Here is a 13,713-nt window from a genome sequence, read left to right on the forward strand (position 1 = left end):
GGAGGTATTTCCATGAAACCCTCAGTGAGTATTACCGGTGAACACCAGGCCCATAAAGTCGCCGCAATATTCGAAACCGAATCGGATGCAAACGGCGTAGCCCAAACATTGTCACGAGATACCAGCCTGGATGATGAACAGGTTCTTGTTGTAACCCCCCACGACCAACATCAAGGTGAAGCGCTGGAGCCCGAGAACAAGGGTATATGGCATACGCTGTTACGCTCGCACCTCTGGCTGGGCGTTAGTGGCGCAATCGCAGGTTTTATTCTGTTCCTGATTCTCAGTGCTGCCGGGGTGGGCTTTGTTGTGCAGAACACCATGGCTGCAGCGGCCGTTCTGGCTGCGCTTGGCGGGGTTCTTGGCTTGCTGCTTGCAGGCGGCGTTACTCTCAGGCCTGACCACACCCCTTACGTTGTGAAAGCGCAGACTGCCCTGACGGAAGGCAAGTATGTACTGACAGTCCATGCCTCAAGCTCGGAGCAGCTCAAGGAGGCCACAACCGTTCTCAAAAACCGGAACGTCAAATTGGTACGCACTATCTGAGGCCGCGAGCTTGGGTCCAGGAAGCCGGAACGAACCACAGGCAAACCCGCGTCATCCAGCGTAACAGCAACAGGAACGGCAGCAGAATCAGGAACCAGCCGGGTACCTGTACCATCCACGGTGGCACGCCGAGTACTTTGGCAGCGCCGGCGAACAGGTCGTTCAGCACCAACGGGTGTCGAACGGCCACATAGGCCAGGGCAGCCACGGCGGGCCATCTGGCATGACCAACCATAACCGAGGCCATGCGCCCGGCCCGGGCAAGGCGCGTGCTGTAAGCCGCTGAACGGGCAGTGACGGTAGAAGCCCGCGCCGTGGTGGCTGCCGCCCTGCCCACTTTCAGAAACTTCACCGCACTGCCGATAACAATGGCATCCACGGCGGCCCAGCCCACATCGCTGGCACGAATGGGCTGATCGGTGCGATACCGGGATTCCAGGGTGCGAATGCCGCTGGTAAAGAACTGGGTAACGCCTTCGGTGATGCGATCGGTCCAGATCCACTCGACATTCCCGTCCGGGCCCACCACAAACTGACCGGTGAAATCCTGCCCTTCCTTGTTGGCAAAATTGACGGCATACCAGGCGCGCTGTTCGGGTGTGAGGGTTTGGCGGGTTCCGGCCACGCGATTCATCAGCTCGATAGATCTGACCGGGTTCTGGTAAAAATGGATAACCGGAGGTATCAGGTACTCACCGTGTGCTTTCAGGGCATCCTGAAACTCGGGTTCCTCCCCGAATAACTCCATCAGCAACCTGGTGTGTTCTGGATACACCTGCAGCGCCGCCTGGGCCTTCAACAACAGCAGGCGGTCGTCCCGATAATCGAGCAGCAGAGCCTGCACCGGCAGTGGCTCGGCAAGCACGGCCGAACGGGCGCCGAATACATCCTGGGCATGCAGGCGTACCAGCCGCTCTTCCACCGGTTGCGGCTGAAACCGAACCGCCACCAGCACGGCAACAGCCAGCGCAATCAGTGCCAGCCAGAGCACACTCCGGCGACGGTGGGTTCTGAACAGCACAGGCTCTTGCATCGAGTACTCCCGGCAACCTGAAAGGTTTTAGTCTACACGGAACGCCGGCACCATAGGAGTCATGCATCGCTAACCGCTGTCCCTTCAAGGAACACAGGAGAGTGCAAGCCATTTGACCCGTAGCAGTTAATTACATAAAAGTACCGCAATCCGCTTTACGGTTTGCAAGAAACGGATACCATAGCCTCAGGTAGTGCTTTTCGGACCCGTCTTGATGGATATTTTTGAGCAGAAACGCCGCATCATCACCACCGCCATTGTTGCCGTGGTTATGACGGGCATCATTATTGCCGCAGTGGTTTCTGCTCCACTGATCAACCAGATTCACACCCAGGCGGCACAGACAGCTGGGGGCGTTGCAGACGCGAAAGCCGAGAACGTCAGAGCTGTTTTCGATCAGCACCAGGACCTGGCCCGCCAGACCGCCAGCCGCTCAGAACTGGCAAAGGTGCTGGGCCAATACGCCAAAGGTGAGGTTTCAGCCGGTGTTGTGCACACGTTTTCCCGCCCGAGACTGCAAGACGCAGCCCGAATCATAGAAGACCTTGCCGTATTAATCCGATACGACGCTGCCGGCAACGAACTGGTCAGGGTCGGGCCCTGGGCCAATGATCTACCTGCGGATATCCCTCTCTCCGATACCCTGGACATCAATGCATTCGCGCTGGTGTCCGGCGAAACCAGCGGCCCGCTACTGCAGGCAGCAAGCCCAATACTGACCGAAGGACGGGTGGTAGGTTATGACCAGCTTCTGTTCTCGCCGGACTCTCTGACGCGGGTCTTCCAGGGTCAGCCGGATTCATCACTTTGTCTGCTCGACAACCAGAGAACCAAGCGCGTTATCCTGAACCCACAGACGGATCAGATCGAGCTGACGGCCCCTGAGGGCTGCCTGGCTGTCAGGCAGGGAGTGTCCACCCGAGACCGCTCCGGTGCTTTCCGGGCAAGGCTTGACGATGGTTCCAGAGTGCTCACGTTCCACCGGCCACTGGCGGGTTATGGCTGGGAACTGCATATGTACACCCGAACCTCACGGGTTTTCGCCGACGTTATCGTTGATATCATGATCAGTATTCTGGCTATCCTTATGCTCTCTGCGCTTGCAGGGTTGCTGGTCTGGAGGTCACTGAAACCGATTGTCGGCGCGATGGTAAAGCAAACGTCTCAGATCGCCCGTTCCACCGAAGAGCTGCGGCTGGCCTACCAGGTGTTCGAACACACTCATGAGGCGATTCTGATCACCGATGCAAACTTTATGATCGTTCGGGCCAACCCTGCTTTTTCCGACATTACCGGTGAAGCAAACAGAGCGTTACATCGCAAGCCACTGACAGACTTTCTGGACTGTCAGAAAGGAAAAGGTGTTGTTCTGGAGGAGATTCGGAAACAGCTGGTCACGGTGAACGCCTGGCAAGGTGAGGTCTGGCTGAAGGGCCATCAGGGCCTCACCATTCCCAACCTGATGACGGTGTCACCTGTCAGAAACAAAAATGGCCAGATCCGGCAACTGGTGCTGACCTTCAGCAATATCACGGAGCGGGTACAGGCCGAGAAACAGATGATCCGGCTTGCCCATTACGATGAACTGACCGGCCTGCCTAACCGGGTGGCGCTTGAGAACCACCTGGAGCAGGCCATTCAGCAGGCGCGCCGGGATAACAGCCATTTTGCCCTGATGTTCCTGGATCTGGATAAGTTCAAGCCTGTGAATGATAACTACGGCCATCAGGTGGGTGACGAGCTGCTACGTAATGTTGGTAAGCGTCTGAAACACTGCATTCGCAGCAGCGATGTGGTGGGCCGGCGAGGCGGTGACGAGTTTGTGGTGATTACCGGGCCGCTGCATGGCGATGATGACGCCAAACCTATTGCCGACAAAATCGTTGCAGTTCTGAACGATGTTTTCCACATCCAGGGGCACAATATCCAGATAGGCGCCTCGGTTGGCGTTGCGCTCTATCCGGACCACGGCATGGCGGCGGAAGACCTCCTTAAACAGGCTGACGCCGCCATGTACCGGGTTAAAACCAGCGGCCGTAACGCCGTGGCCTATGCCTGAAACCGCTCAGGCCTGCTCGTATTCCTGCACCAGCTGGCCGAGAAAATACAGGCCTGCCGAGCTGAGAAAATACCGTCCGGCACCAGCCCGGAACACCAGATTCCGCTTTTCCAGATAATCCAGGGCCTCAATGAGCCCTTTCTCGAACCGGGCCGCCCGGAGAATGTCCTGGTACTCGTCGTCTCCGGCCATAGCTTCAAGGTCCTGCTCATTCAGGCCGGCGTCTGGCCGCCCCAGGTAATCCAGATCCCTCCCGCTGCGGGCAAAGTAACGCCCAATCAACAACAGTACCACCTGCACCCTGAACGCATTCTCATCGTGCTCTTCACTTTCGTCGTCACTGCTCTCCTTCAGGAAGAAAAATGCGCCGGTTTCATTGAATACAAGCTCACTGCCCAGGTGTTCGTAAAAGGTGCGGAAGTGGGATAAGTGGTTGTACAGCAGGTTGTATAGTGGATTGGCCCGCAGCTCCGAGCGGTTGTTGTCCCACACGTCCCGCACGATCACCCGGCCGGCCTGGAACTCACGGTAGATGGCCGCGCTGTGGGCGGGCAGGATCTGCTCGAAGCTGCCGACGGGCGCTGCGCTCAGGCTGTTTTCCGTCTCGGTCATGTCAGAAAAATCAGGCATGGCTTGGCTCTTGTTTGATGTCGGTTACGCCGGGCTCAAGCCGGCGTTTTCGGTAGACGAATTGCTCGCTGTCCGGCGCCTGCTCCAGGGTGCGGAAGCGGTTGGTGGTGACCACCTGCATACCCTCAGGTGGCGAATTCACCAAGCGGTTCAACGCTGCCAGCAGGTCCGGAAAGCGGTAGCCGGGAATAAAACCATCCAGCCGGCCGTGCAGCTCCCGCACCAGATCCGCCGTAGGCCTCAGCTCCAGCGTTTCCAGCCACTGGTAAAGCTGGTTGATGCGCTGAACGTCGATACGACTATGGCGGCCGCTGCCATCCACTTCCTGCAGCACCGGCACTTCCGCTTTGCGGCGAAGATCACTCAGGCGCAGGTCCAGTTCGCTGAACAACAGCTGGTAGTAGCTGGAAGACTGGCCAAAGGCATAATGCTTGGGCCGCTGTTGTGCCCGCAGCCCCACCAGAAATCCGGTGCTGCGGGCAAACTCCCCACCTTCCAGCCACTTGCGGCGCAGGCTGAGGGTTTCGGTGTCTTCTTTGAGCGCCCGCAGCTTGCCGTAGAAGTGCTCCATAGCATTGTACTGGGCCATGCCCCGGCGGGTTTTGCGCAGGAAGTGCTCCACTTCCTGGGCCACTGCCTGAATGGGTTTGTAAAGCGCATTCAGGCTGAGGGACGAGCGGAAAATCTGGTCCGCCAGGCTGTGGTTGTCGTTGGTTTCCAGCAACCGGACCATGGCTTCCAGAGTTTCGAACAAATTGCTGCCATCGGGCAGTCGGGTGTCCGGGTTCAGGAAGACCAGGGTGGGTTTGATGTGCCGGTCGTACAGGGTAACGATCTGTTCAAACAGGTTCTGGCGAAACTCCAGATACTTTTCCGGTGCCCGGCTGGCATCACCAGACAAGTCCGCCAGCTGGGCACTGATGGTCTGCATCCGCAGCACGTTCTGGCGCAACAGGCCGATGAGCTGGCTAACCCGTTCGTTCAGGTCGTCCCGCAGTTCGGTGTAATCCGGGTCTGCTTCACTGAAACTGCTGATTTCAAGGCGGTTGCGTACATCCCGCAGGGTCACCAAATGGCCCCGCAGGCGGGCGTCGGTCAGCTCCTGATACAGCGAGGCGTTACAGGCGCGCATCAGATTGATCAGGGCGTCCTGGAACACCAGCCGGCGCTCGCCGTCGGCCTTGATGATGTCGATGATCAGGCCGCTACGGAACAGGTTGTCGGTGTTCATGGCCAGCCGGACCCGGTCCCGGTCGGCCTTGCCGAGATTACCGGTATAGTCCATCACCTCCGCCACCAGGTCGCTTTCGCGGATGTAGCGGGCCTCATTCCGGTCCATGCGTTCGATCATTCGGAACAGGATCTTCGGGTGCTCGAACAGCAGCCGGGTGGTATCCAGGGTGCTGAAGCGCTTACTCATCCACCGGCTCCAGCAGGCTGTTTTGGGTCTGGTCCGCCCAATGGCTCAGCGGTTCGCCGCCGGTGAAGCCTTCGGCGCCACCCCAGAACACCAGGGTACGTTGCGGGCTGTATGGCCGCGCCGTGCGCATTTGCCCCACTTCCAGGTGCCGACCAATCAGGTAGATCACTTCGGCACTGGCACTGTGAGTGGCGGCGGAGAACAGGTTGAAGCCCTGTCTGCGCAGCCGTTCCAGCAAGGACGGCATCTGGCTGATATCTACACTGGCCAGCTCATCCAGCACCATGGGGAACGACAACTGCACGCCCGGGTACAGCACCCGCTTGAGCAGCCGGTACACCAGTTCCAGGTTGATCAGCGCGGTGGTGGAGGTGGACTGGCCTTTCTTGTCCAGGTTCGCGGCGTTTTCCTTGCGGGTGCGGTAGGAAATGCCGGTGATCACCTTGTCCATGGTCAGACGCTTGCTGCCGCCCTGCTCGCCGAAAAAGTCCGCCACGAATACCCGCAGTCGGTCGTAAAAGGCATCGGACTGCAACTGGTTGCCGTACGGGTCGATGTTGTTGGCTTCTTCCACCAGGTTGCGGAATTTCGGGTCGGTGTGGATGTCCACCCGAATTTCCACCAGGTCGTTGATGCGAACGCCGTCCAGCTCCCGATTGAGCTGGGCTTCAAAGCGCGCAATGTGTTCGTGGTTGGATTTCAACGCCTGGCGGTAGCTGGCCACGGTCTCGTTGTGGATGGCAATCTGCTCTTCCAATACCTGCCAACGCTCGGCCATACCGGCGAACAGGTCCGCAAGGCTCTTGAAGGTTTCACGAATAATGGACGACGCTGGGCTATCTTTCTGCAACTCGCCGTCGCTGTCCTCGTGGATGCCCAGATAAACGAACTGGCGCAGGTGATCGAGTATGTTGCGGCGCCGTTCTTCCAGATCGTCCAGCTGGGTTTGCAGGTCGTCAAAGGCGGCAGCGGAGACTTTCTCAATGGCCAGTGGCTGTTCCGCGTCCACCGCTTTCAGGTGCGGGAAGCGGTGTTCAACGGTGCCTACGCTACGGCTCAGGCCCGCCAGCTCCCGCTCCCGTTCCTCGATGCGGTCTTTCTCGGCCTTGGCCTTGGCGGCCTTCTGTTGCACCGCGTCCTGTTTTTCCTGCTCCAGGCGGGCTTGCTCATCCAGTTTGGCGAGCTGTTCTTCCGCCGCCAGCTTTTCCTCCGTCGCGTCTTTCAGGGTAGTGGCCGCCGCCGGATAGCGCTGTAGCGTTTCCAGGTCTTTCTCAATAGCGCGGATTTCTTTTTCCGTTCGCTCAATCAGCCGGGGCCGGTCGTGTTCCTGATTGGCGGTGTCCGCAAGCTCTGAACGTTCTCTTTCAAGGCTGTTTCGTTCACTTTCGATGTGATGCCGCTGTTCGGCAAAGTTGGTGTGGCGAGCGGGTTGGCTCTGGTATTCGGCGTCAAACCAGTCAAAACCCTGATCGTTGGGTATGAACAATCGCGCGAAGGCTTCAATAGTGGACTTGCTGTCCGCATCCAGATCCTGACCCGGACTGGCCATCATCAACCGGGGATCGACAGCACGAAGCGGCGCGGCGGTGGCTTCGTCCAGCTGGTTCTGCAACTGCCACTGCTGCTTGCTTTCCCGGTCTCTCAGACTTTCCAGCTGTCGTTCCAGGTCCAGCTTCTTGCGCTGTATCTGTTCCAGCCGAATCTCTGCCTGGGCGGCGCTTTTCAGGGCCGCCAGGTGGCCACGTTTGCCCTCGAGTTCTTCCTTCTGGATGTCCTCGATTTCCTGCAGGGTCATCTCGCCGTATTGCGCAACCAGCAGCTCGCCGTCTTTCTGGCTCTGCTCCGCCTGCTTGATGCGTCGGTCAGCGGAGCGGATCTCGCCTTTCAGTCCGCTGACTTCCTGTTCCAGTTTTTTCAGGGTTTGCAGCACGTGGCGCAGGGTGTCGTTCTGTTCGTTAAAGGCGTCTAGCGCCACCCGCCGTTTGGCGCCGATGTCCGCCAGGGCACTGGCCACGCCGTCCCGAAAGGCGGCAAAATCGTGCTGGCTGCGCAGCAAAGTCTGATAGGCCTGGTAGTCGCGGTTCAGCTTCTCAAACCTTGGTCGCTCTTTCTCGATTCGGTTGAGCTGGCTTTGCTGCTGTTTCAGTTGGTCATGGCGATTCAGGAAGTCGTCGATGTTGAAATCGAAGGCATCATCGGCAAACTTCTTGTCCGCCTCGATGATACTGGCCACCGCATTGGCCATGGCCTGGTCGTCGGCTTTCATCTCGAACAGCAGCAAAATCAGCGTGCGCAGGGACTGCACCCGGCGCTCGTCGGATTCCCCCAACGGCAACACCGAATAGCGCACGGCATCGGCGTTCATCAGCTCGCTGCTGTAGAGCATGGATTTGAGTTTAGCCGGGTCGTTGACCAGCTTCGTGTCTTTCGACAGCTTTTTCAGGGCTTCGGACAACCGGCTGAACGACAACTCCGGCACCGCCTGGCCAATGCCGTCTTCCCCATCGCCATTCCAGAACAACGGCCGCAGCTGGTCGTAGCTTACGGGCACAAAGGCCCGGCCATAGCTGAGCTGGCTGGCGTTGTCCCGGTACAGAATCTGGCAATGGGTGCCCGCCGGGTTCTCCGCTTCCATGATGAGAAAGCTGAACTGGCTGGGGAAATAGTGCTGGTAGCTTTCTTCGTTGGTGTAGAAACTGCCGGCACTGGCGTTGCGGAAGGCGAATTTCTTGCGGCTGTTCTTGAAGTTGTTTTCCGGCAACAGGAACAGGCGCAGGCTGTTTAGAAGGCTGGATTTTCCCAGATTGCCCGGCCCCAGAATCAGGCCATGGTTATCCACCGGAATTTCCACGTAACAGAAGCCGGCGGAATCCACCAGCACCAGGCGGCGAATGCCGAAGTTAAAGGTGCTCGCGCTCGCCTGTGAATCACTCATCCAGAATCATCTCCTGTTCCATGAATTTGCCGGTGGCCCGGAAAGCCTGCGCCAACGACACAAACCCCAGATCTTCCGCCAGCATGATGGCCTTTGTAAACCTTTCGGTGGCGTCCGGGGTTTTGCGGAAGCGGCTCAGCCAGAGCTGCCAGTCAGCCGGCTGCAGATAGCAGGCCTTGTTGCCCAACGCCGATCGCACCGATGCAAACATCTGCAGGCCGCCGGCATCGTAATCAAAGGCGCAGAGCACCTCATCGTAACCGGCCAGCCAGTTCAGGTCTGCCGTGCGGGTAATCCGGTTACCTCCGCCAAGTACTACATCACAATCTTTCAGAGCCACGGGCTCGCCAAGGCACTCCCCGGTAAAGGCCAGCATCTGGCGGTAATGATAAAAATTGCGTTCGTTTTCCACCACCAGCACCCGGGATGCAGGCGTATAAGCAATATCCACCGAATCCCCGGCAATCACTACCGAGTCCGGCCGGTGGCCGGTCAAGGCGTGATGATACACCAGCCGGAAACTCACCTCGGTGCCATGGCGGTGGGAATCGCCCTTCCTCGCCGCATCTACCCGGCTCACCGGGGCTGCAGCCTGCTCCCGAAGCGCCTCAAAGGCAGCCTCATCCAGAACGGTTACCCGCCAGCGGTTCGGCCCCGCCTTTTCCGTTGAAAAAAGCTCACGATGTCGCTGGCGCAGGACATCCGGCAACTTTTTCAGAAAGGCCTCGTAGTTGATGGCCTGGCCCTGAAGGATTTTCTCGAGGTAGTTGTTCAATGGCTCACCTGTTGTCGCCTTGGTAAACTTGCCGGAAAGTTTACAACCCGAGGCAGATTATGTCCCTGAAGTACCGCGTGATTCCCGTCACTCCCTTTGAACAGAACTGCACCCTGCTCTGGTGTACCGAAACGCGTAAAGCAGCGGTCGTAGACCCGGGCGGGGATCTGGATCGCGTTCGGGCAGCAGCGAAAGCCGAAGGCGTTACCCTGGAGAAAATTCTGCTCACCCACGCCCACATTGACCACGCCGGCGGTACCGCCGAGCTGGCAAAGGCGGAAGAACTGCCCATCGAAGGCCCCCATAAGGAAGATAACTTCTGGATTCAGGGCCTGGCCATGCAGGCGCAGATGTTCGGGTTTCCGGCGCCGGAGGTGTTCACGCCTAACCGCTGGCTGGAAGACGGGGATACGGTGACCGTTGGCAATGAAACCCTGGAGGTGTTGCACACTCCGGGCCACACGCCGGGCCATGTAGTGTTTTTCCATCGTGGATCAAAGCTGGCCCAGGTGGGTGACGTGCTGTTCAATGGCTCTATCGGCCGAACGGATTTCCCGAAAGGCGACTACAACACTCTGATTCATTCCATCCGGGAAAAACTGTTCCCCCTGGGGGATGATGTGAACTTCATCTGCGGCCACGGCCCTATGTCCACTTTCGGCCAGGAACGGGCTACCAACCCTTTCGTGTCGGATCACCGGGGCTGAGCGCCCCAGTACCAGCGGCCGGAATCAGTGTTGTGACAACCGGAACTGCTCGATGGTCTTACGCAGAGTTTCGGCCATAGCCAGGAGGTCACCGGCAATGCGGGCGGTTTCCTGGGCGTCGCTGGAGGTTTGCTCCGCCGAACGGCTGATTTCGATCACGTTGTGATTGATGGATTCCGACACATCGCTCTGTTCGTTGGCCGCGCTTTCCATTTCTTCGTTCAGGCCAGTGATCTCGCGCACCGCCGCCGCAATGGTCTGCAATTCCGTTTCCACTTTCAGAATCGACTCCACCTGATGCTGCGCCAGTTCAGAGGCATGGCGCATGGTGCCCACGCAATCCACCACCTCTTTCTTCAGGCCATCTATGGTGTGGCGAATCTCCTCCGTGGACGCCTGGGTGCGGGACGCCAGCGCGCGCACTTCATCAGCCACTACGGCAAATCCACGGCCCTGCTCACCGGCACGGGCGGCTTCAATGGCGGCGTTCAGTGCCAGCAGGTTGGTCTGGTCTGCAATCTCGGAAATCAGCTCCAGACGGGTGGCCATCTCGGTGGTGCGCTGATCCAGCTGTTCGATTCGCTGGGCACCGCTCTGCACCTCGGTGTTAAGTGTCTCAATACCCTTCACGGCGTTGTGGGCCAACTGCTCACCGGTCTCCGCCGCCTTCGCTGTGTCTGCGGATTTGCGAGCAGTATTCACCGCGTTCTCCCGCACCTGAACTGCGGATGCCGCCATCTCTGTCGTGGCGCTGGCCACCTGGTCGGTGTTGTCACGCTGAGCAAGCACTTCACGTTCCGTGGTTTCCGCCTTGCCGGCAATGGTCCGTGCCGCTGATTCAACCTGGGCAGCGTTGTCCATCACCGTATGCATGCTCTCCCGAATCTTCGCCACCATTCGGTTAAAGGCGCGGGACAGTGAACCGATTTCATCGTTGCGGCTAACGTCCAGCTCAATGGATAGATCCGAATTCCGGGATATTTCATCCATCCGGTCATGGAGCCTGCGCAACCGGGAAAACACCAGCCGCCCCAGGACCAGCGCGGTCAGGAAGAAAATCACAACGAAAATGACCACCTGAACACCACCACCCACCAGCAACTGCTGCTGCAGGCGGGCGTCGCTCTGGGCCAGGGAATAGTCCACCCGGATGGCACCGAGAATCTCCCCTTCCTGGGCCTGGTGGCAGCCGAGGCAATTCACCCCCTGATAGTCTGCCTCGGCAATAACCGGCTCAATCAGGGTATAAACCCGGCCCTGGTCATTTGCCGAGTAGAGCTCCACCCGCTCGCCACGCAATGCTCGAAGATCTTCAGGTTCGCGACGTCTCTCCTCCGCATTGCCGGCGCCGTACATCGCATTCAGTTGATCGCTGCGCACCACCCGAATATCCAGAACATCCTCGGAAGCCTTCGCCCGATCACGCAGTACCTGCCGGTTATTGATGGTACCGGTGACCATCATGGTGTTGAGTCCGTCAAAGTAGGATTTTGCCAGCCCATCCACATACTTGTGGCTGTATTCCTCAAGGTGCGCGCGCTGCGAATGGGCGCTGTAGACAACCGTAAACGCCAAAATGATGGAAAACGCAACGGCCAGGGCCGCAAGCAGCAGAAAACGGATCGAGTGTTGTTTTTTCATGGTACCCCGGCAGCGGAAGATCAACTGAACAACCATCTGTTATGACGGCAGTTTCGGGCATAACTTTATAGACATACGTCAATTTTTATATGACCCAGATCAGCCCGATGCGATCCCTATGACACTCGTTGCAAAGTTTTACATTTCCGCGCAAGTACAGACTGCCGAACCTCAAGAACAACCTGGCCCAAAACCTGCTTATTACTCACAAACACAACCCATAAACGGATTTCCGGCAGTTATTTACCGCCGAGGAGGAAATACATCATGTCTTTGCTGACATCCCTGATACAAGCCAGCACACGCTTTCAGCAAGCCATGGACAGCCGCCAGGCACCGGCAGCCAACCCTGATGGTGAGAAACCCGCTGCCACGAAGCAACCCGAAGCCGCCGGTAGCCCGGGTGATGACCGCTTTACCCCGTCAGGGCAGTCAGAGCTGGACCCCGGCAGCCTGAAAGCTCGCAAGCTCCCACTCGGCCAGTACAAACAGACCGTTGCACAGGATCTTTCCTTTGTTCGTGAAACCCTCCGGCACAAACTTGCCGAGTACAACCTGCACCCGGCAACGGCCCTGAGCGTGGGAAAAGGTGAGAACGGCAATGCGGTAGTTGAGGGGAAGCTGCCCGAGGAGCTTCGCGAAAGAATTGAAATGGACCTGAACAACAACCGGGGCTTCCGGGAAGCCTTCAGTCGGCTGAGCGTCAGCGAACCGACACTGCACTTTATGGATAACGCCCTGAAGCTCAATCAGGCCTACGGCGTGAACAACTCCCTACTGGATTCACTGCTCAGCGACAACCAGCAGTTCAACGGATTACAGGATGTCATCCACCGTTACGACAGCCTGAAACGCAACGCCAACAGCGGCCAACCCGACTTCGGTAACAGCGTACAACGCTACGCCTTCAACCTGAACACCCGGGCCTGATACCCGGGTGGCATTGGTCTTTGACCGTTAAACCTGAAACGGGGCGGGATCGCCCTTACCAACCCGGGTGACCTCGGGCGCATCCCCAAGAAAGTTCACCACTGTAGTCGCTTCCATCCCACAGAACCCGCCATCAATGATCAAATCCAGCTCGTGTTCCAGAACATCCCGGATTTCATAGGGATCGGTCATCGGCTCAGTTTCATCGGGCAGAATCAGGGTACTGCTCATGATCGGCTCGCCCAACTCGCCCAGCAGCTCCCGAACAATCTCGTTATCCGGCACCCGCACACCAATAGACCGACGCTTGGGATGCAACAACCGGCGCGGCACCTCACTTGTGGCTGGCAGAATGAACGTATACGGCCCCGGTGTGAACGTCTTCAGCAAACGGTACTGAGTGTTATCCACCTTGGCGTACACACCAATATCCGACAAATCCCGGCACACCAGCGTAAAGTTATGCTTGTCATCCAGCTTCCGGATACGCTTGATACGATCCGCCGCCTGCTTGTCACCCAGGTGACAACCCAGCGCATACCCGGAATCCGTGGGATACACAATCACCCCACCCCTACGAAGAATATCAACCGCCTGGTTGATCAACCGCTTCTGCGGATTCTCAGGATGGATCTGGAAAAACTGACTCATGAATTCACTCCCTGTCCCAATTTTTCAGCCATGGCGTCATCGCCCTTAGACCCACCCATACAACCGGGCGAATCCGGCGCCGCCTGACCACTGGCCGCCCACTCCTCCGGCGTATACAAATGCAACGCCAAAGCATGCACAGGCCCCGCCAGCTCATCCGCCAACACTTTATAAATGGCCTGATGCCGCTTAACCTTCATCTGACCGGCAAATTCCGGCGACACCAGCGTCACCTTGAAATGGGTTTCCGAATTCGGCGGCACCGAATGCATATGGCTCTCGTTCTCCACAGCCAGCAGCTGCGCGTCAAACCCGTCTTTAAGTTTTGCTTCAATTGCGTTCTGAACTTTCATAACTACTCCACAACCGTCCGTTTAAGTCACCAC

12 protein-coding genes are annotated in these 13,713 nt (G+C 58.1%); 4 read left to right on the plus strand and 8 right to left on the minus strand.

Translation table 11 applies throughout. The annotated features are described in order from the left end of the window. Window positions 1-12: 12 nt before the first annotated feature. A complete protein-coding gene (locus QUE75_RS12475; RefSeq protein ID WP_286250524.1) occupies window positions 13-546 on the plus strand; it encodes a hypothetical protein in 534 nt (177 codons plus the stop codon). On the opposite strand, the gene QUE75_RS12480 is transcribed toward QUE75_RS12475, so the two are convergent. Then, complete coding sequence (locus QUE75_RS12480; RefSeq protein ID WP_286250526.1) at window positions 539-1,579, minus strand: hypothetical protein; 1,041 nt, start codon at window positions 1,577-1,579, stop codon at window positions 539-541. The genes QUE75_RS12475 and QUE75_RS12480 overlap by 8 nt on opposite strands. A 214-nt stretch (window positions 1,580-1,793) precedes the next feature. Between QUE75_RS12480 and QUE75_RS12485 the strand changes: the two genes are divergently transcribed. Beyond that, window positions 1,794-3,638 carry a sensor domain-containing diguanylate cyclase gene (locus tag QUE75_RS12485; protein WP_286250527.1) on the plus strand — a complete coding sequence of 615 codons (1,845 nt, stop codon included), beginning with the start codon at window positions 1,794-1,796 and terminating at the stop codon, window positions 3,636-3,638. A 6-nt stretch (window positions 3,639-3,644) separates the two neighbouring features. Here the strand turns inward: QUE75_RS12485 and QUE75_RS12490 are convergent, their stop codons facing one another. The 4 genes from QUE75_RS12490 to QUE75_RS12505 are packed head-to-tail and all read right to left on the minus strand — an operon-like array spanning window position 3,645 to window position 9,398. Beyond that, the gene (locus QUE75_RS12490) at window positions 3,645-4,268 is read right to left on the minus strand and encodes a condensin complex protein MksE (protein WP_286250530.1); all 624 of its coding nucleotides are present in this window, start codon (window positions 4,266-4,268) and stop codon (window positions 3,645-3,647) included. Continuing rightward, window positions 4,261-5,688: a hypothetical protein gene (locus tag QUE75_RS12495; protein ID WP_286250533.1), complete on the minus strand. Its 1,428-nt coding sequence runs from the start codon at window positions 5,686-5,688 to the stop codon at window positions 4,261-4,263. Before QUE75_RS12495 ends, QUE75_RS12490 begins: the two co-directional genes overlap by 8 nt. After that, the gene (locus tag QUE75_RS12500) at window positions 5,681-8,623 is read right to left on the minus strand and encodes a coiled-coil domain-containing protein (RefSeq protein WP_286250535.1); all 2,943 of its coding nucleotides are present in this window, start codon (window positions 8,621-8,623) and stop codon (window positions 5,681-5,683) included. Before QUE75_RS12500 ends, QUE75_RS12495 begins: the two co-directional genes overlap by 8 nt. Next, window positions 8,616-9,398: a Wadjet anti-phage system protein JetD domain-containing protein gene (locus QUE75_RS12505; protein WP_286250537.1), complete on the minus strand. Its 783-nt coding sequence runs from the start codon at window positions 9,396-9,398 to the stop codon at window positions 8,616-8,618. The genes QUE75_RS12500 and QUE75_RS12505 overlap by 8 nt, the downstream gene beginning before the upstream one ends. Window positions 9,399-9,457: 59 nt before the next feature. On the opposite strand from QUE75_RS12505, the gene QUE75_RS12510 reads away from it, so the two are divergent. Continuing rightward, a complete protein-coding gene (locus QUE75_RS12510; protein WP_286250539.1) occupies window positions 9,458-10,105 on the plus strand; it encodes an MBL fold metallo-hydrolase in 648 nt (215 codons plus the stop codon). Window positions 10,106-10,129: 24 nt separating this feature from the next. Here QUE75_RS12510 and QUE75_RS12515 read toward each other — a convergent pair whose 3' ends face one another. Continuing rightward, window positions 10,130-11,746 (minus strand): methyl-accepting chemotaxis protein, encoded by a 1,617-nt coding sequence (locus QUE75_RS12515; RefSeq protein ID WP_286250541.1) that lies wholly within the window; start codon window positions 11,744-11,746, stop codon window positions 10,130-10,132. A 267-nt stretch (window positions 11,747-12,013) separates the two neighbouring features. Between QUE75_RS12515 and QUE75_RS12520 the strand changes: the two genes are divergently transcribed. Continuing rightward, window positions 12,014-12,676 (plus strand): hypothetical protein, encoded by a 663-nt coding sequence (locus tag QUE75_RS12520; RefSeq protein WP_061333111.1) that lies wholly within the window; start codon window positions 12,014-12,016, stop codon window positions 12,674-12,676. A 27-nt stretch (window positions 12,677-12,703) separates the two neighbouring features. Here the strand turns inward: QUE75_RS12520 and QUE75_RS12525 are convergent, their stop codons facing one another. After that, window positions 12,704-13,327 carry an L-threonylcarbamoyladenylate synthase gene (locus tag QUE75_RS12525; RefSeq protein ID WP_286250543.1) on the minus strand — a complete coding sequence of 208 codons (624 nt, stop codon included), beginning with the start codon at window positions 13,325-13,327 and terminating at the stop codon, window positions 12,704-12,706. Then, the gene (locus tag QUE75_RS12530) at window positions 13,324-13,680 is read right to left on the minus strand and encodes a BolA family protein (RefSeq protein ID WP_286250546.1); all 357 of its coding nucleotides are present in this window, start codon (window positions 13,678-13,680) and stop codon (window positions 13,324-13,326) included. Before QUE75_RS12530 ends, QUE75_RS12525 begins: the two co-directional genes overlap by 4 nt. Window positions 13,681-13,713: the final 33 nt, after the last annotated feature.

Origin of the sequence: Marinobacter shengliensis (genome assembly GCF_030297115.1) — a bacterium.
Lineage (GTDB): Bacteria > Pseudomonadota > Gammaproteobacteria > Pseudomonadales > Oleiphilaceae > Marinobacter > Marinobacter shengliensis.